Origin of the sequence: Acinetobacter soli, from assembly GCF_000760595.1 — a bacterium.
Taxonomy (GTDB): Bacteria; Pseudomonadota; Gammaproteobacteria; order Pseudomonadales; family Moraxellaceae; genus Acinetobacter; species Acinetobacter soli.
On sequence record NZ_BBNM01000002.1, the window covers coordinates 108,017 to 126,851 of the forward strand.

19 protein-coding genes are annotated in these 18,835 nt (G+C 44.8%); 8 read left to right on the forward strand and 11 right to left on the reverse strand.

From position 1 onward, the window contains the following. Nucleotides 1–28 precede the first annotated feature (28 nt). Entirely contained in the window at nucleotides 29–1,294 is a 1,266-nt protein-coding gene (locus Aso01_RS02940) for a hypothetical protein (RefSeq protein ID WP_004934392.1), read from the reverse strand. A gap of 202 nt (nucleotides 1,295–1,496) precedes the next feature. Continuing rightward, nucleotides 1,497–2,339, reverse strand: coding sequence for an aldo/keto reductase (locus Aso01_RS02945; protein WP_004934388.1), 843 nt, complete (start codon nucleotides 2,337–2,339; stop codon nucleotides 1,497–1,499). A 206-nt stretch (nucleotides 2,340–2,545) separates the two neighbouring features. Between Aso01_RS02945 and Aso01_RS02950 the strand changes: the two genes are divergently transcribed. Next, nucleotides 2,546–3,316, forward strand: a complete 771-nt coding sequence (locus Aso01_RS02950; protein ID WP_004934386.1) for a class I SAM-dependent methyltransferase — start codon at nucleotides 2,546–2,548, stop codon at nucleotides 3,314–3,316. A 16-nt stretch (nucleotides 3,317–3,332) separates the two neighbouring features. Next, nucleotides 3,333–3,887 (forward strand): hypothetical protein, encoded by a 555-nt coding sequence (locus Aso01_RS02955; RefSeq protein ID WP_228127966.1) that lies wholly within the window; start codon nucleotides 3,333–3,335, stop codon nucleotides 3,885–3,887. Nucleotides 3,888–3,971: 84 nt separating this feature from the next. On the opposite strand, the gene Aso01_RS02960 is transcribed toward Aso01_RS02955, so the two are convergent. Next, nucleotides 3,972–4,532: a hypothetical protein gene (locus tag Aso01_RS02960; RefSeq protein WP_004934380.1), complete on the reverse strand. Its 561-nt coding sequence runs from the start codon at nucleotides 4,530–4,532 to the stop codon at nucleotides 3,972–3,974. A gap of 117 nt (nucleotides 4,533–4,649) precedes the next feature. Beyond that, nucleotides 4,650–5,120 (reverse strand): Holliday junction resolvase-like protein, encoded by a 471-nt coding sequence (locus Aso01_RS02965; protein WP_004934378.1) that lies wholly within the window; start codon nucleotides 5,118–5,120, stop codon nucleotides 4,650–4,652. A gap of 122 nt (nucleotides 5,121–5,242) precedes the next feature. Here Aso01_RS02965 and Aso01_RS02970 point away from each other — a divergent pair, with 122 nt between their 5' ends. From Aso01_RS02970 to yccS, 4 genes are all read left to right on the forward strand, one after another. Next, complete coding sequence (locus Aso01_RS02970) at nucleotides 5,243–5,887, forward strand: AAA family ATPase (RefSeq protein ID WP_004934375.1); 645 nt, start codon at nucleotides 5,243–5,245, stop codon at nucleotides 5,885–5,887. A gap of 128 nt (nucleotides 5,888–6,015) precedes the next feature. Next, nucleotides 6,016–7,125 (forward strand): AI-2E family transporter, encoded by a 1,110-nt coding sequence (locus Aso01_RS02975; protein ID WP_004934373.1) that lies wholly within the window; start codon nucleotides 6,016–6,018, stop codon nucleotides 7,123–7,125. A gap of 253 nt (nucleotides 7,126–7,378) precedes the next feature. Then, nucleotides 7,379–7,990 carry an NAD(P)-dependent oxidoreductase gene (locus Aso01_RS02980; RefSeq protein WP_004934372.1) on the forward strand — a complete coding sequence of 204 codons (612 nt, stop codon included), beginning with the start codon at nucleotides 7,379–7,381 and terminating at the stop codon, nucleotides 7,988–7,990. Between the two features lie 184 nt (nucleotides 7,991–8,174). Further along, nucleotides 8,175–10,325 carry a YccS family putative transporter gene (yccS, locus tag Aso01_RS02985; protein ID WP_004934369.1) on the forward strand — a complete coding sequence of 717 codons (2,151 nt, stop codon included), beginning with the start codon at nucleotides 8,175–8,177 and terminating at the stop codon, nucleotides 10,323–10,325. 8 nt (nucleotides 10,326–10,333) lie between these two features. Here yccS and craA read toward each other — a convergent pair whose 3' ends face one another. Beyond that, nucleotides 10,334–11,563 carry a chloramphenicol efflux MFS transporter CraA gene (gene craA / locus Aso01_RS02990; RefSeq protein ID WP_004934367.1) on the reverse strand — a complete coding sequence of 410 codons (1,230 nt, stop codon included), beginning with the start codon at nucleotides 11,561–11,563 and terminating at the stop codon, nucleotides 10,334–10,336. A gap of 503 nt (nucleotides 11,564–12,066) precedes the next feature. On the opposite strand from craA, the gene Aso01_RS02995 reads away from it, so the two are divergent. Then, nucleotides 12,067–12,693 carry an NAD(P)H-dependent oxidoreductase gene (locus Aso01_RS02995; RefSeq protein WP_004934366.1) on the forward strand — a complete coding sequence of 209 codons (627 nt, stop codon included), beginning with the start codon at nucleotides 12,067–12,069 and terminating at the stop codon, nucleotides 12,691–12,693. After that, nucleotides 12,690–13,001 (forward strand): putative quinol monooxygenase, encoded by a 312-nt coding sequence (locus Aso01_RS03000; RefSeq protein WP_004934363.1) that lies wholly within the window; start codon nucleotides 12,690–12,692, stop codon nucleotides 12,999–13,001. The genes Aso01_RS02995 and Aso01_RS03000 overlap by 4 nt, the downstream gene beginning before the upstream one ends. A gap of 44 nt (nucleotides 13,002–13,045) precedes the next feature. Here the strand turns inward: Aso01_RS03000 and Aso01_RS03005 are convergent, their stop codons facing one another. The 6 genes from Aso01_RS03005 to Aso01_RS03030 form a co-directional block, all read right to left on the reverse strand. Continuing rightward, nucleotides 13,046–14,593 carry an anti-phage dCTP deaminase gene (locus Aso01_RS03005; RefSeq protein ID WP_004934361.1) on the reverse strand — a complete coding sequence of 516 codons (1,548 nt, stop codon included), beginning with the start codon at nucleotides 14,591–14,593 and terminating at the stop codon, nucleotides 13,046–13,048. A 120-nt stretch (nucleotides 14,594–14,713) separates the two neighbouring features. After that, entirely contained in the window at nucleotides 14,714–15,388 is a 675-nt protein-coding gene (locus Aso01_RS03010; protein WP_004934360.1) for a DUF799 domain-containing protein, read from the reverse strand. Then, nucleotides 15,385–15,753 carry a DUF4810 domain-containing protein gene (locus Aso01_RS03015; RefSeq protein WP_004934356.1) on the reverse strand — a complete coding sequence of 123 codons (369 nt, stop codon included), beginning with the start codon at nucleotides 15,751–15,753 and terminating at the stop codon, nucleotides 15,385–15,387. Before Aso01_RS03015 ends, Aso01_RS03010 begins: the two co-directional genes overlap by 4 nt. Nucleotides 15,754–15,770: 17 nt before the next feature. After that, entirely contained in the window at nucleotides 15,771–16,445 is a 675-nt protein-coding gene (locus Aso01_RS03020; RefSeq protein ID WP_004934354.1) for a CsgG/HfaB family protein, read from the reverse strand. A gap of 169 nt (nucleotides 16,446–16,614) precedes the next feature. Then, nucleotides 16,615–16,989, reverse strand: a complete 375-nt coding sequence (locus Aso01_RS03025; protein WP_004934352.1) for a hypothetical protein — start codon at nucleotides 16,987–16,989, stop codon at nucleotides 16,615–16,617. Between the two features lie 102 nt (nucleotides 16,990–17,091). Further along, complete coding sequence (locus Aso01_RS03030) at nucleotides 17,092–18,501, reverse strand: D-2-hydroxyglutarate dehydrogenase (protein ID WP_004934350.1); 1,410 nt, start codon at nucleotides 18,499–18,501, stop codon at nucleotides 17,092–17,094. Nucleotides 18,502–18,835 lie beyond the last annotated feature (334 nt).

The following is an 18,835-nucleotide window of genomic DNA, read 5'->3' on the forward strand; positions in this document are numbered from 1 at the left end:
TCTCGTCCCTTTTTTATATAGTATGCACTTACTGCACGGCACTGAATTTCTCTAGCTCACCCACTGAGCCTTCAGCAAAATGACATAGTCCATGCTCATCGCTGCTTAAGTTTAAGTTTTTATAACTAAGCACATAATAATCAGGATATTTTTTAATCACAATCGGATTCATATCTGGAGTGAGCGTTTCATGCTCTTTAAATAATTTGGTCACCCGCCGATCATTCATGACCACCAGATAATGCTCGCCATTAATTTCTATTTTGAGCAAGCCGCTCATTTTGGCTTCGACCGCAATCAAGTATTTATTATTACGAGTTACTGCTTCTTCAGGATAACACTCAATCTTGTGGCTAATCAGATTAAACACCACCAGATTGCCAAAATGATCTTGTAACTGGTTGCTGGTGGCCTGCGACAAGTTCACTTTGATACCGAGCTTTTGTAAATCTTGCTCGGTCACCTGACGACGGTTGAGCATAACTCGCGTGATCAGTTGCTTCAAATTCGCATCGAGATATTGATCGTCCAGATGCAAATCATTACTGCGTAAAATCCGGCCCAGTGCCGCGCTGTGCCGCGACATCAGGTTATGGATGACGGTACGGTAGTAAAATTTACTGTTTTTCTTAACGCTACGCATCTGCTGATAAAAATAACGCTGATCGAGCGGATGGCGAATAAAATCGTTGAGCAAGCTCGAACTGGCCAGCACAGATAAAGCTTCATGCCCGGTAAATGGCAAATGCAGTGTCAAAAGCTGCGGTACCACCTGCTTGATTTTGAGGTAATGTTCACGGTCTTCACGATAGTAGGGATCGTACACCACGATATATTCGGCATCGCTGCGGACATCTTCGTGACGAATTTCCATATCGCGATGCACATTAACATCAAAAAATTCGGCATATCGGCGGTCTTCGACCACTTGTGGATCGATCGAATACTGTGGCACGAAGGCAATTACGCGCTGCATCCGCAGTAAAGCAGAGAACTTGATGGCCGCATATCCCCCCATTGAACCGCCATATCCGACCACCGTTTCAAAGGTATCTAAAATCGGATTGACCTGCTCCATCATCTGTTGCATCGATGCTTCGGGAAACCATGATTTCACTTTCGGCATGATACCGAGCACGTTATAGTCGTATTTGACTAAGGATTTTTCGGCATTAATTGACAAACCTTTGGCCCGTGTAATCAGATCACCAAAAGAGATGACCAGTTCACTTGAGGTTCCTTTGAGAAAAATGACACGGATATGTTCATCTTCAAAAATTATTTGTTTGTCCATGGATACACCGAAAATTATGACCAATGTTCATTTTTGCGTTAAGGCAAGCCACTGCACTACAGCGTGAATTGCTTATTTTATAAGGGCATGCCAGATAAAACAGGGCAAAAGATGACACAATGCAGATTTCTTGGCAAGCCATCTGCTCTGAGCCTACCCTGTTACGTTGCCATTTCAGAAATGAAGCGGGAGATACAACCCATTAAAATTCTTCATAACTCGCCGGGTCTTGGTCGCGTAATCGACCATCTGCACGGGTCAAGGCATCAATTTGCTGCATCTGTTCGGAACTTAATTCAAAATCAAAAATGGCTAAATTGGCACACTGGTTTGTATCACTCGTGGCTTTAGGAATCGGAATCACGCCGTGTTGAAGATGCCAGCGCAACACCACCTGTACCACTGAGCGATTGAGCTGCTGTGCAATCTGCTTTAATTGGACATGCTCAAGAATTGTATTTGCTCGTCCGAGCGGACTCCACGCCATGGTCACAATATTGTGCGACTGATCGTAGGCACGCTGTTCGGCCTGATTAAAATAAGGATGCATCTCGACCTGATTAATCACTGGCACCACACCGGTTTCTCGACGCAAAATTTCCAGATGCTTGGGAAGAAAATTACTCACGCCGATCGAGCGCACATATCCGCGTTGCTGCGCCTCAATCAGGGCTTGCCATGCTTCGATATATAAACCCTGCGCTGGATTAGGCCAATGAATCATATACAGATCCAGATAATCCAGTTGCATGCGATACAATGACTCCTGAATAGTTTCTAATGCTTTAGGATAAGCATGATGACGCCCTGGTAGTTTAGAGCTGATTTGCACCTCATGACGTGGCAGACCCGACTGCCGTAGGGCTTGACCTACAGCGCCCTCATTTTCATAGTTAAATGCCGAATCTAGAAAACGATAACCGTGCGTCAAGGCGTGCAGCATGGTATCGACGCCTGCGCTCCCCTTTAGGGTATAGGTACCAAATCCGAGTACGGGCAAGGCATTGCCGTCGTGCAGCTGAATCAAAGGAATATTCTGGGTCATGTTCTACTCATTAGGTTCAAGGTGTTCGATCCATCAGGATCATGTCACGCTTTATGTTTATGGATACCACAGAGCCATGCTAAAACGAAAACCGGTTCAGAACGGATTAAATTGTATTAAAAATGCTATTTCAATCACCACTTCAGCAGATCTTTCTATAATGAATGAAGGCAGTTAGCCCTCTCACTTCGTACGAGTACGCCACCATGAATCAGATTCACCAGACGGCACAACAAGGATTCAGTCACGCTGCACAACTGTATCAGCATGCGCGCCCGAACTATCCAGAAGCAGTGGTGAACTGGCTCAAGCAAGACTTGGCGCTTGATGCGCAGTCCAGTGTGATTGATTTGGGTGCGGGTACAGGAAAATTTCTTCCCTACCTCAAACAAGTCACCTCAGCAATTTATGCTGTAGAGCCAATACGCGAGATGTTACAACAGCTTCAGGCTGCACATCCTGATGTTATCGCGATTCAGGCACACAGCACAGCCATTCCACTTGCATCTGAAAGTATTGATGCGATTGTGTGCGCACAATCTTTTCATTGGTTTGCCAATATCGAAAGCCTCAATGAAATGCATCAGCTGCTTCGTCCTGAAGGACATTTGGGCTTGATATGGAATCAGCGCGATGAGCATGTGCCTTGGGTAAAAGCCATTGCAGATATTCTGGCACCCTTAGAAGGCGATACACCGCGCTATCACAGTGGCGAATGGAAAAAAGTATTTGAGTATCAGCAATTATTTCAGCTTGAACGCGCACATGTGTTTCCACATTCGCACTGTGGAAGCGTCGAGCAGGTGGTGAGCCAGCGCTTACTCTCAACCAGTTTTATTGCGGCCATGCCCGAGGCTGAGCAACTGGCGTTGAAAGCTGAATTTGAAGCCGTGATATTTAGCTTCACAGGAAAACGACCTTCCGACCAAATTACCTTTCCTTATGTAACCTATGTTTATGACTTTAAAAAAATTTAAAAAAGTGGTGATGAAAATGAAAACCCGTACGTATGTGTATGCACTGATTGTTGCCGCAAGTGGCTCGCTATTACTCACTGCCTGCAATAAAACGCCCGACAGCACCGAGAAACCCGCAGCCAGCGCACAGCAGCAGGATGTGATGAAGCAGCTTCAAACACCACCACCTAAAAGCTTTGACAATACCCCGCAAGATGCGCAGGATATTGCCGCGCTAGATGATTTTGAACAACGCTTTAATGCAATGAACAGCGACATGGAAGCAGAGCTGATCAAGTTGCAAAAAAGCGGAGATTTAACGCCTGAGTTTGAACGCAACCGAAAAGCCGATACCGTAAATTCTGCGCTGCAAATGCTCAAAGCACTGGATTTAAAGACCGAACAAGGCCGCTATATTCAGGGACTGTTTTACCAGTATTGGGATATTCAAGCCAAAGCCTATAGTACTGCCGAGACCTCCGCTGCCAGCAGTACCGCCCATAGCGCCCCCATGACCCAAGGTTTAGGGCATTATTTGCAGGCACAAGAGCAACTTCGACACTGGAAAGAGATGCTCAAAACAAAATCTTAATCCTTAAAAAAACGGCCTTATAGGCCGTTTTTTTATCAGAATAAAGTATCTCGATATGTTCAATTTAAATGCTTTAATCTCAAGCTAAATATTTTGACGTTCGATCCATTGGATTGAACTCACGCGAAAGACTTCACAGGCACCATCACCCACCCCGCCTGGCGCTAACGATGATGTCCAGACCAGATTGTTGTCTTTTACCTCAACCAAGTCGCCTTTGAGTCGAACTAAATCACCTCGTTTAACCTGCGTAATTTGTTTGGCAATTGTTGGATTGGCAGGAATGATGTGCATGTTCGACACCATTTTTAAGGCCTGCTCGGGCGGCACGGGTACGGTGCGCATACTCCAGTTTAAATAGCGGTCATACTGATTGATCTTGATTTGCGATGCAATATTCGGATGTGCAAACAAGCCCCAGCTCACAGCATAGTCTATGGGTGAAAACTTGGCCTGTTCATCATGAAAATACTGCTTTGAACCTAAAATCCGAAAATCACCGTAAAACGGTTTTAGTACAGAAATGGCCTGTCCTTTTGCTTCGGGCTGAAGGCCACGGGCAATATTGTATTCGATAGAATTTGATGCGCTGGCCTGCCCAAGCCACAACGCAGCACACAAGCTGATCAGTAAGCGTTTGCGCATAGAGAACCTCGACGGGAATGCAATGAAATCATGTGGATATATTGATTATACTATGCTCAAACCCATGAAAAAATTAGCATCATTTAGTAACCGTCTATGTAAAATACGTAGTCGTATTTAAACCTCATCAAAATCAATCCGTATCGTTTCAAAACGCACCCGTCCTTGACGAATCGCTTCTGCAATCGCCTGCTGTCCTTTGGTCAGGCGTGCGCCTCCGCTTTTGATATCGACTAAAATCACCTCGATATCATCGGCATGTCCTTCGCCATCTCTAAAATCGGTATAGCCATCAAAAATAAGATAATCGACAGGATCGCCAATAAATTTCGCATCGCTCGGTAAATAACGGAATTCTGGCAAAATCGGCGCAAACTGCTCGGCCATTTTGCCTTTCAGGACCGCTCGGCTGGTATTCACACTGCGCTTTTGTGCTGCAATCAGCGCTTGCTGATGCTCAAGTTCAAGCTCGGCAATATACTGCTCGTACTCGGCTTTAATCCGTCCGTTACGACTGTTTGAAAGAATCAAGGTGGTCACTACCACCCCGATACACACCCCGATCAGCATTGCCATCCAGATGGACATAAGAATTCCTGTTTTGAAATGTGAGCCACACTTTAAATAAGCGCAACACTTTTGTCATGTCTGCGCATATTCCCGAAAAAAGATGCTAATCTAAATCAGAAATTTAAGCATTTATATCTGGCATGAAAACGATACTTATAGCAAATCAAAAAGGCGGCTGTGGCAAAACCATAACAGCAATCACACTTGCCTCTGCACTGGCACAAAAAGGTTATCGCGTTGCACTGGCCGATGCCGACAATCAGAAATCGGCACGGCAATGGTTAAAACAACGGCCAAGTCATGTTGCAGGCATTCAAAGTCTGGACTGGCGTCATGAAAAATCGATTGGTGAAGTGCCCAAAGGAATCGAGTATTTAATTATTGATGCACCGGGCGCGCTTTCAGATGATCAGGCACAGCATCTGATCAGTGAATCACATGCCATCGTCACTCCGCTACAACCCTCTTTTTTTGATATTGATAGCACCAAGCGCTTTTTAAAAGATATCCACGATATCAAGCGGATTCGTAAGGGCAAGGTCGAAATTTTATTGCTGGCCAATCGCATGAAAGCCAACAGCTCAAGCAGTAAAGATATTCAACAGTTTTTTGACAAGATTGAGCAAGCGCCGATTGCATCGATCAATGAACGCAGTGCCTACGGCCAGCTCGCCATGCAGGGTCTAAGTATTTTTGATAAAACTCAGAAGAATTTTATTGAGTTGCAAAAACAGTGGCAACCGCTTCTAGATGCACTGATTGAAGATAAGAGCAAATGGTTCTAAAAACAATATTCTTAACAGATAAAAGCAGCGTTATTTTTGGCTACGTAATAAAACCAACTGTTTATTTGCCAGTCAATTATTTTCAGTTAATATGATTTGGCCTCGCCCATCATGATTTAGAGAGTTCTGTGCAACAATACGCGCCAACCCTGCAACGTGCTTTATTATTCGGTTTGTTGATTATCCTGCTGCTTTTGGGTTTTCACATTCTGAAGTATTTTATTGTTCCTGTGGTATGGGCAGCGATTATTGCGTATATGACGTGGCCGCTATACAAGCGGATTCAGCGTTTTTTTGGTGAACACCGCCCGAATCTGACCGCCACCATCATGATCAGCATTATCATTTTAGTGATTGGAGTTCCGCTTACCTTTGCGGTGTTTATTTTACAGCATGAAGGGCGCAATCTGTTTATTGAGTTACAGCAGCAAATTTTTTCTGGGCATCTGGACGCACCAAATTTTGTCCGTGACCTACCGATTGTAGGTAAGGAAATTGTACGTATTCTCAATGAAATCAACACCAATCCGAGCAATATTACCCAAAACGTGACCCTTTGGCTACAAAGCCATATGGGTTATGGGCGCTTTGTATTAAGTGAAATCAGTAAAAATCTGGTCAAATTGTGCTTTGCTTTGCTGTCGTTGTACTTCTTCTACCGTGATGGGCAAACGATTTTATCGCAAGTGAGTAAAGCCCTCGAAATGGTGATTGGCCCTCGAATTCATCATTATTTAGATACAATTTCTGAAACCACACGTGCGGTGGTATATGGGGTGGGTTTGACTGCTGTGGCACAAGCCATTCTGGCCGGGCTGAGCTACTTTGTCGCAGGCGTCCCTAACCCGATGGTACTGACCCTAGTCACTTTCTTGCTGGCGTTAATTCCATTTGGTACACCGCTGGCTTATAGCGCGGTGGCGTTATGGCTATTTTCTCAAGGTCAGATGGTCGGTGCGATTGGGGTCATGCTCTGGGGAGTTTGTATTGTCAGCACCTCCGACAATGTAATTCGCCCACTGGTCATTTCTGGCGCGACGCAAATTCCATTTTTGCTGATTATGTTTGGTGTATTGGGTGGAATTGCCAGCTTTGGACTGGTCGGCCTCTTTATTGGCCCGGTCATTTTGGCAGTTCTTTTGGCGATCTGGCGCGAATGGCTGCATGAAAATATCGAACCGGAACCAATGCCTAAAACCACAATGATTTACGACAATCTGGACGACCCAAAACTCTAACGCCTCCTTATGATCGTGTGGATAACAATCAAGTTATCCACATGATGGAGTGCAAAAACCATTTACATTGCTCATTAAACTCCCGCATATCTGTGAAAAAACTGCTACACAAGCGTCTATTTGGTCATCAAAGCACTACCTTGATTTACATCTGACGGACATAAACTGAACGCGATTTACAAAACGAACTGTCATAGTTTTGAATCAGTCACTTTTATTTTTGTGCATTTTATAAACGTCAGAGGAATAAAATATGAAAATTGCATTAATTGGTGCAACAGGTATGGCGGGTTCTCGAATTTTAGAAGAGTTGGTGTCACGCGGTCACTATGTTAAGGCAATTGCTCGAGATATTCATAAAGTTGCAGAAACAGAACGCGTTATGGCGGTTGCATTAGATTTAAATGATCACGATGCTTTGGTCGATGCGTTGAAAGGCCAAGATGCAGTGATCAGTTCAGTGCGTTTTCATGGCCTCGATGCCAATGCATTGCTCAAAGCCATTTACGAATCGAAAGTGAAACGTTATATCGTGGTGGGCGGCGCAGGTAGCTTACATGTTCCGCATCAGAATGTTCGATTAATCGATACAGAAGAATTCCCAGAGGCGTATCGTCCCGAAGCTGAGGCAGCAGGACATTTTCTGGATAAATTAAAACAGATTGACGATCTGGACTGGACCTATATTTCGCCATCTGCCGAATTCGGCCCGGGTAAACGTACCGGCGAGTTTCGTTTGGGTAAAGATGAACTGCTGGTTGCCGATGATGTCAGTAAAATTTCAACCGAGGACTTTGCCGTTGCATTGGCCGATGAACTTGAACAGCGCAACCATGTTCAGGAACGCTTTACCGTAGGTTATTAATTTCAGTTTCTGATTTTCAGTCGCTGTTAATGACTGCATTCTTGTTCGCAGTTTGAAAGAGGAGCCTTCAAATGGCTCCTTTTTTACATGAGTGTGCTAGTAGCGATGATACGGTAAACGGATTGACAGCCTGTGTAAAAAAGCCCAATCTACAAACATAAAAAACTTAACAACTATAACATTTATGCGCAGTCGCTTTGAATTTTTGTCGTCTTATCAAATTAATGCAACGCTGGTGTATTGCGTCCAGATTTTTATTGTTTTGCTCGGGACCACCTTGGGGCTTCGAAGCTTAGGTCTACATGAACTGATCATTCCAGTGACGCTGGGTGCAATTGCAACCGCCCTCACCGATTTTGATGACCGCTTGACTATTCGTTTACGCAATTTAATGTATGTGTCGGTACTATTTTTTGTGGTCAGTACCATACTTGAGTTACTGGCGCCCTATCCCGCTTTTTTTATTGTGTACCTGTCGTTATCGAGTGGCTTTTTAATTTTACTGGGTTCACTTGGTCAACGTTATGCGACCATTTCATTTGGTACTGTGCTGCTGTCTGTTTATACCCTTTTTGGATTAGGAGAATACACACACTGGTATCAGCAACCTCTGTATTTTGTTTATGGTGTGCTTTGGTACGGCCTGACCTCTGTGCTGTTTTTTATGATCAAGCCTACACTTGCCGTGCAAGACAATCTGGCTCAGATTTTTCAAAATTTATCGCAAGTACTCACCTTAAAGTCACGCTTATTTGATCCCGATAATCTCGACAATGTTGAGCAGTTGCTGTTTGAACTTTCACTCGAAAACAGCAAAACCGTGCAAAGTCTGAACAGTGCCAAAAGTTCATTACTCAGCCGTTTAAAGGCATCGCGGGTCAATAAAAACAGTATGCAATGGTTACATTTATACTTTGTCGCACAAGACATCCATGAACAGGTCAGCGCCAACTATTTGCATTATGAGCAAATTCAGCGCAATTTTAGCCGCAGTGATCTGATTTTTCGAATTCAAAAAAATATTCGCCTGCAAGCACAGGCCTGCGAACAATTAAGCCAATGCATTCTGAGTCGCCAACCCTATCAGCCTAGACCGGAAATCAAACAGTCATTGCTGCAACTAGAGCTGTCGATGCAAGACTGGATTGCCGAAAACCCGCACAACATCGAGGTGAAAAATCTCAAATTAATTTTAAAGAATTTACATAATCTGGATGATCAACTGAGTAACCTCGATGATCTTCAAGCTACCTATCCACAGCGGATGCAACATCATATCGATAACCTGAACTTACTGGATGACGATATTCATGGCATACGGGATTTATGGCTTAAGTTTCGTCAGCATCTGACGCCTCAATCGGCCTTATTTCGTCATGCCACGCGTATCGCCTTTGTGTTTGCTGCCGGTTCGCTCATCTCGCTGCTGCCTTTTGCGCAAAATGGCTACTGGATTTTACTGACCGGACTGTTTGTCTGTCAGGTGACTTATTTTGCGACCAAAAGTCGCTTAAGATTACGTACGCTTGGCACCCTGCTCGGCGTTATATTTGGTTTGCCCATCCTGTATTTTGTTCCCAGCGTTGATGGGCAACTCATGATCACCGTGATCTGTGGGGTGTTTTTCTTTTATCTCAGACAAAAAAAGTACGCGCTGGCCACCAGTATGGCCACGCTTATGGTGTTGCTAATTTTTAATTTAAAAGGTGCAGGCTACGCGATTATTTTACCGCGTGTGATCGATACCTTACTCGGTTGTGCCGTGGCTTGGTTTGCGGTCAGTTTTATCTGGCCTGACTGGAATTTTCGCAATATTTCCAACAATATTCGTAACAGTAGCCAAGCCTGTGTGGCGTATTTTTCTTCTGTGATTGAGCAATATCAAACGGGCCGCAATAATAGCATGGCGTACCGGATTGCTCGGCGCTTGGCACACAACAGCCAAATTGAACTCTCGACCATGATTTCGAGTCTTAGTGCAGAACCACACCCGAACCCCGAATTAATTCATTCGGCTTTTCGCTACTTGGTTTATAGCCACAGTCAGTTAAGCTACATTTCAGCTTTGGGGAGTCATCGGGAAAAGGTGGAGGATCCAGAGATTTTGGCACTCATGCAAAAATGTCAGCAGATGCTGCATGCCGTTTTACAGCAGCACCAGCCATTGCCTCAGGGTCAAATCGAACAACAATTGCGTGAAATTGAGCGTTTGGCACAAAGCAATTCAGGCGCCGATAACCTGATGCTGGTGCTCAAACAGATCAGTTTGATTTTGGAGACCCTTCCTGAGCTGATCAACTTACGTACGCAACTGTTGCAGCAAGAGATTCGTTAAAGCTTAAGTTAGAATTGATCATTGGCTTTGCGGATACGCATTTGTTGCAGCAGTACCTTACGCGGAAAGCCAAACCACAATGCAATTAAAAACACCGAAGATAAACTAAATGCCATGATATGAAACTCGACATAAAGCGCGCGCACCAGTTCAATAATCAGGAAAAAACTAAACATCAATAACATGGATACCGCTGCGGCTACTGTGCCTTTGGCCACAGGTGAAGACATCAATGCAAAACGGTAAATCACCGAAAAGCTGAGACCTTCACCAAAACTGATCAAAGTCATTCCGAGTAATAAACATGGTATGAGATATTGCTGCCAGATCGCTCCAACCATAAGCACCAAAGTACCCAATAGCATGATCGGCAGCCCGATTAAAATGGTGCGACCTAAAGTCAACCTGTCGATGATTTTAATTAAAACAATATTGCCCGCAATCAGTCCCAGAAAAATCGGAAACTGAGCCAAACCATACTGCACACTACTCAGTTTTAGCTCATCCACTAGCATCACCGGGGATAACGCAATCCAGAGCATCAATGGCATCGCCACCAGTGGGAGTGCCAGCGTAAGGCCTAAAAAGGTGCTATCGCTGTAAATGCGTTTAAAATCATCAAATAAATATATAAATGGCTGACGCGTTACACTTTGCTGCTGGCTCGGCATTTTGGCTTTCAGCCCAAACCAGCTTAAAAAAGCTAAGGCAGCAATGGCCACAAATCCCCAGTGCCAAGAAACATAATCAATTAAAAAAGCGCCCAGTACCGGGCCAAGCAATGGTGCTAATAACGAGATATTGGCCATCAGTGCCATCACCTTAATGGCATCCCGCTCTTCGAAATTTTCCTGAACAGCCGCATAACCCACAGCAGAAATTACAGTTAAACCAATGCCTTGTAAAAAGCGTAACGCCAAAAACTGGGCCATATTGTGTGTGAGTAAAATCAGCAAACAACACACTGCAAAGAACAAGACGCCAGCCAGCAAAACACGCTTACGCCCCAAACGATCCGACAATGGCCCTAGCAGCCAAGCCACGCAGGCACCGCCAAGAACATAAAACGACATCGACGACGGCGCCCATGTGGCACTGACACCAAAGTCTTGCGTAATGGCCAACATCGCTGGCTGAATCAGATCGTTGCCGATATAGACCGCAAACTCAAACAGCACCAAGGCCAGCGGAAACATCAACGTTGCACGATTTAGGGAAGTAGTGTGTTTCTTTTGCATGATGCTCAACGTATCTCACATGCTCATTATCGAGCATCGGTATTTTTGAAAAAATAAAGCCCCTGATGACGAGCACCAAGTATTAAAAAATTGATATGAATCACGAGCTGAACTGCTCAATAAAATTCACCCTGCATACAAGGTGAGAATAAAGCCAAGATCATTATGCTGCGTGTGCGTTTTGAAGCACGATTTGCATAATGCCTGATCTGTATTTCAATGTGATGATTTTAGCATTTTTGACTTAAATCGTCGATGCAAGAATTGTTGACGGTCTGCTATGGCCACTTAAAACAGCTGATTTGTTTAAGCCTGAAATCACGCAATCACAGGCTAAATGTTCTTTTAATCCGATTGAAATTGAAGTGTAAAAATTTCAGTTCGACTGTGTAAATAGATATTTTCATGATTTTTAATCAATAATATTTTTCTCATTCCAGCATTTTTCAGCAACATTATGCGCTTTATACTGCCTTCAATTTTTACAATTTCTATCCAATCCTATGAGCAAAATTTTACTGATTAATGGTGCAAAAACCTTTGCACATTCCAAAGGTGAACTGAATGACACCCTGACCGAATTCGCCACAGACGTATTGAATGAACTGGAGCATCAGGTACAGGTTACGCGTGCAGACAGTAAATACAATGCAGATACAGAGGTTGAAAAATATCTCTGGGCGGATGTGGTGATTTATCAAATGCCTGGCTGGTGGATGGGTGCACCGTGGACAGTTAAAAAGTATATCGATGATGTCTTTACCGCAGGTCATGGCAGTTTGTATGCCAGCGATGGCCGTAGCCGCTCAGATCGTACGAAAACTTATGGATCAGGTGGCCTGATTCAAGGCAAACAGTATATGTTGTCCTTAACGTGGAATGCCCCACTTGATGCATTTGAAGATCCAGATCAGTTCTTTCATGGTGTAGGGGTCGATGGTGTGTATCTCCCTTTTCATAAAGCCAACCAGTTTTTGGGTATGACGGCACTACCAACCTTTATTGCCAACGATGTGATTAAGCAGCCAGAAGTCGAGGCCTATAAAACGGCGTATCGTCGACACCTTGAAACCGTATTTCCATCGACTGCTCTATCATCTGAGCAGCACGATCAGGAGCAGCATGCATGATTACCGTGATTGCCGAAATTAAAACCCACGCAGGTGACGAGCATCGTGAAGCCGTGCTGGCTGCTCTACACAGTATTCGCACTGAAGTGCTTGCAGAAGATGGCTGCCAAGGTTACCAGCCAATGATTGATCATGCGTCTGAGGTCAGTTTTCAACGTCACGATGCACAGTCAATCGTCATGCTTGAACATTGGGAAAGCGTTGCACATTTAGAGGCACATTTACAGACTGCACACATGCAAGCTTATCAAGCGCGTGTAAAAGCACACGTGATCGAGGTTGATATTCGTATTCTGGATCATGCGTGATAAGGCGTTAGGCCGATGTAACAGGCCCTGCATTGGGCCTTGTTTTAATTTTGGTCTTTGAGCAACTGCTCAATCTGCTGTTCTAGCTCGTGGTACGATTGACCATACATCGGCAAGCGTGGCTGCGCCGTTTTGCCATCCCACTGCAACACATACCCATCTTTGGATTTACGTTTGAGTTTACGTCCAATCCCCAGCGACACCGAAAACAGATTGACAAAGCTACGCGCACCAACGCCCACAAATGGCTCAAAGATTAACTTTGGCTGATCGGCCGCCTCTCGACCCTCCCATTTTTGCATGATGGAGTCTTCATGCATCATCAGGGCTTTACTTTTAGGGTATGGCTCAACAAAAACGACCTTTTCAATACCGGCAGAAATAATATGTTTGGCACAGTTATGACACGGAAAAGTCGTCACAAACAATGTCGCCCCTTGCGTTGAAATGTTGCTTCGACTACAGCTGAGCAAGGCATCCATTTCAGCATGGACCACCCGCCCATATTCGGTAATTTTTTTGATTTTACTTTCTTTTAAGATTTGCTGAATTTGAAGTTTTAATGGCGCTGTTCGTTCTTGCTCTACCGATTGATCAATCACCTCAGCCAGTTGCTGAAACAGGTCATCGATAATTTTATTTTTTTCAATGGTATTGGCATCGAAACCACGCATAAAATCACGGCCCGATTCGAGATCGCGTACCTCGCCGGTGTCATCATCTAGATACGGCCAGTATGTACCGCCTTGAAATTTCGGTACATCATTCGATCCCACTGCCAAAATCGTATTGTTACGCGCAATGACTGCCCCAACCTGTCGCGACAGATCGGCTGAACGTACACTGGCCGTAAACGACATATAGGTCGCAAACTCGTTAAAGGTTGGCGTGATGTACGGGTCTGCAAACAGAATTCTTAAAAAGCGTAAACACGATGCCCGTAGCTCCAGCTCAGGTTGACGTGATTGTTCAGGATTATACTTATCGAGCTTTAAAAAATAATCGGCCAAGTGAAACGCTTCACTGGTGTGCTGACCATAAGCATTGGCTTCGCCTTCGTCGCGCTCAATCAAGATGCGGGCACTTTCCGGGCTAATGCCATAATGTTGAATCAATGAACTGTGACGCGCCGTTTTTGATTCATACAACGACAGCTGAAAAAAACCATTGGTATAAATTTGTCTGAGCGCCTGAATTTCAGCTTCATGCTTTAACGAATCGATGATATAGGCTACACGGCGCTGGCTTGCATCTTGATCTGGATGTTGTGCCTGCCATGCTTGACGGTGCTTGGCAATCAGACGTGCAATCTGAAGAGCCAAAAAGTCGGTATCGTGGTCATGGCGTAGCTGATTGCCGACATCCATATAACGATAAATCCGTTCAAATGCATTCAGTGGATGTGCTGGCTCGTCGACATGCTGCGCCAGAATATCTTTGGATACCGTAATAATCTCGACGTCGTAAGCAAATTCGGTTTCTAGCAGATCGGTGAGTGTAGTGGTCAGGATGTTCAGACTACTTCCCACCGCCCCGACTAAACCGATAATCAGTTCATTGCTTACTTTTTGTATTTGCTCTAGCAACCGCATTCTCCAGCAAACAGATTGACAGACTTGATTAGTGTAACGTGTTTAGATCAAAAAAGATCGCATGCGGCACATTGGTCCGCTGCGATCTGAATGAAATCATACTTGGTAATCCACAAGCGGTTATTTCGCACTCGCCTGCTGCTGAAACTGCGGTGAACGTGGGCCATAAAGTAGCCCTATTCCCGGATTTGCAGGCGTTGGTGTAAGCATTTGATAATTGACTGCGCTGGCAATTGGGTAAGCACGGTCATTTAAGCTACTGGCAATCTGTTCGACCAATGCACCGACCAGAGCACCAATCAAACCGCCATTGCCGTTATTGCTCGACTGCGCAATTCGCTTGCTGCCACTCCAGAGCACATCTCCGGTTTTCAGATCGATCAATTTGGCATCGGCGGCCACTGTGGTCACACTCTGTAACACCTGATAGCTCGATCCGTATTCCTTCACACGGATATACAACCCGGCATCGGCCCCAAAAATCTCCTGCAACTTCTGCGGTGCAATCGATTGTGCATCGCTGCCATTGGTGACTCCGTTTTCTTTAAACATGCTGTCGACAACAGCCAGCGGGAATACATAGTAACCCGCTTCTGCAACCGGCACGGTTACACTCGACCAATAGCTGTAGGTCGCTTTGACATCGGGTGAATCATTAACCGGTGGCAAAACCAGAATGGATTTAGGCATATGCTGCTGATAGGCCGTGGTGTCTTTTTGCAATGCAGTCGAACTGGCACACCCTGTCATCAGTGCGGTTGCGGCAAGGCCAAACAACATTAAAAGTGATTTCATGAGCGTACCTGACCCGTACTTGCCGTAAGTTTTTTCGAAAGACGATCCATCAAAATGCTCGATTCAGGATACACCTGCTTCTCAAGCTGAAAATACTCGCCTGCTTTTTGGCTGTTGCCTTGCTGGAGGTACATCAGCCCAAGATGTGCATATAGTCCTGGCGGAACAGCCAGACCTTTGCCCTTCGCTTTTTCAATATCGGCTTCAAGCTTGATAATTTGCGCGGCCGGCGTGGCTTTTTGCGGCGCACTGTACATCAGGTACGACTGCTCAGGATAACTTCCCCAGCTATACAACGATTTGGGTGCAGAAACACAACCTGTAAACAGCACACTTAAGCTGCTCAATAGAATTAGTTTTTTCATTTGCGGTGGCTCGGCTATTACTGCATCGACCAACGATTCGACTGGATATCGGTCACCAAATGATTAACAGCTTCGCGTACAGCCAAATCCAGAACCTTGCCATTTAAGGTTGAGTCATATGAAGCGGTAGAGCCAAAGCCCAACACCTCACGGGCACTCAGCGCATATTCACCAGCGCCTTGCACCGAATGCACTACTTCAGAGGTGCGTACATCCACCACATTTAAATTGACTTTGGCATAGGCAATCTGCTCTTTACCACGGCCCAAAATACCAAATAACTGCTGATCGCCGACTTCCTTGCGCCCAAATTCAGAGACATCACCAGTAATCACATAACGCGCACCCTTGATGGCTTGTGTGCCGTTACTAAAGCCTGCTTCTTGTTTGAGTTCAGACAAATTATCGCGATTTAAAACCGAGAAATAGCCCGATTGCTGCAAATGCGTTTCCAAAATGGTTTTGGCTTGTCCGCCTAAACGATCGACGTTGTCTGAAAAAATCCCGCGCATGTAGCTTGAGCGATTATCAAATTTACCAATCGAAACTGGTGTTTTTACCCCTGCGTATCGTACTTGAGCTGTTGCAGCAGTAACCTGCGGGCTCTGAATTGTTTTAGATGTTTCTGTTGTTGAACATGCGCTAATAAGAGCAGATGCTGCCAGCACACTGAGAATCAATACATTTTTCATTGTTTAATTAAAGATATGGTTTTAAAGAGAACACATAGTATAAAAAAATTTAACGCGGCTTAATATCTTTAGATTGGACTTATTTTAGTGCGTGATCGGTCGAATAAATACATGCGGGTATAGCGCCATCCATCGGGCACAGATGAATCTAGACCCACATGCAATAGAATTAATCACACTTTGCCGTTTGAAAACCACGATGTGATTTAGCGCGTGCGCACTGGTAACTTAGTTGTTTATTTTGCAATTGCCATGCATTGTCGAGGCGCTTAAACATATATTCGGTACGCATCGCACGGACTGAATCGTCTAGCAAGCCGGTTTGAATCACGGTAATACGTGACACAGTCGGCGACTCGGCACGGTTAAATACCTGCTCTATCGAGGTATTTTGATAATCTTTGGCAATTTCAGGTTGCGCATGGAGCACCTGTTGCATTGGCGTTTGGCCTGCTTTGTCCTTAAACGGCATCAATTTACTGGTGGTAGCACAGCCGGTCATGAGTCCCACACATAAACCTGAAATCGCAGCTAATCGTAACATCGTCATCCAATACATCTTGAAAATAAAAAAGCGTAGCATCAAGATGCTACGCCCTAAAGGATTACAATGTGGTAACTATGTAGTCACACAGCGTGATTCTGCTTATAAATCAAAGAGTTTACCCGGATTCATAATACCTTTTGGATCAAATACTTTTTTCAGTGCTTTCATGTATTCGATTTCTTCGGCAGAACGTGAGTACTCCAGATACGGCTTTTTGGTCATGCCCACACCATGCTCGGCAGAAATCGAGCCATCGTATTTTTTAACCGTATCAAATACGTACTTATTGACCACCTGACATTTTGCAAAAAATTCGTCTTTGCTTAAGTTTTCAGGTTTTAAAATATTCAAGTGCAGGTTGCCGTCACCGATGTGACCAAACCAGCAGATCTCAAAGTCCGGATAGTTTTCTTGTACAATGGCATCAATTTCACGAATAAACGCCGGTACATGAGTAATCAACACCGAGATATCGTTTTTATACGGAATAAACGGTGCAATCGATTCTGAAATATCCTCACGCAAACGCCATAGATTGGCTGCCTGATCCAGTGTCTGGCTCATTACACCATCGTATACCCAGCCTTGTTCCATGCAGTGTTCAAAAATTTCCATCGCCTTGTCCATGATAGGCTCATACGGCGCTTCAAATTCAAGCAACACATAAAATGGGCATTGGGTTTCAAACGGACGCTGGACATGTCCGTGATCGAGCACTTTTTGCATGGCCAATTCGCCAAAGAACTCAAATGCAGTCAGGTCAATTGCTTTTTGAAATGCATGTAAAACTGGCATGACCGCATCAAAATCTGGTACGCCCAGTACCATCACCTGTAAGTTGTGCGGTTGACGCTCGAGTTTGATTTCCGCTTCTGTGATCAGGCCTAAGGTGCCTTCACCACCAATAAACAAATGCTGTAAGGCATAGCCCGTCGCATTTTTGATCATGCCTTTATTCAGACGTAAAACATCGCCCTTACCGGTGACCACGGTTAAACCGAGCACCCAGTTACGGGTCATGCCGTATTTAATTACTTTAATACCGCCGGCATTGGTGCCAATATTACCGCCAATCTGACTTGAACCCGCAGAGGCAAAATCGACCGGATAATACATGCCTTGTTCTTCGGCATAGTTTTGCAACTGTTCGGTCACCACACCTGCCTGCACACGCACCATACGGTCTGCAGGATAAAACTCAAGGATCTGGTTCATTTTGTCCATACTGATGACAATTTCACCGTTGGCTGCCACAGCACCTGCTGAAAGTCCGGTACGTCCGCCAGATGGCGTAATCGCAACATTAAAGCGGTTGGCAAGCTGAACCACAGCTTGAACTTCTTCCGTAGTCGACGGAAATACGATGATGGATGGATTCGGATCAAAATGCTTTGTATAGTCCCGCCCCCAATTTTCAAGGCTATCGGCATCTGTTTTAATGCGGTTTTCACCGACAATTGCCGTTAATTGGGTGAGTAACTCAGGTGTTAAAGCGACTGGAGCGTTCATCGTTTGCAGACCTAGCAAGAAGTAACAGGTGGGAAGAGACCATCGCATCACGGCACAAGCGCAATACGGGCAAGGCCTCTTAAGCATCTCAAGTCTGAGAGCCAAGCAGTCTATTTATTTTACATGTAAGCGCCGAGCGGATAAAGCGTATACGCACGCATAATGCATATTCGCTTTTAAAACTTGTAAGAAAACACGAATAAATCTATAAAACGCACCGCTTCGGGGCATGATGGCGCGGCATTTCCCCTGCAAATACACGCTTTCCGATGACAAGTCGGTATATAAGAAATGAACAACTTGCATGACTCTGTGATATGATACCGCGACTAAA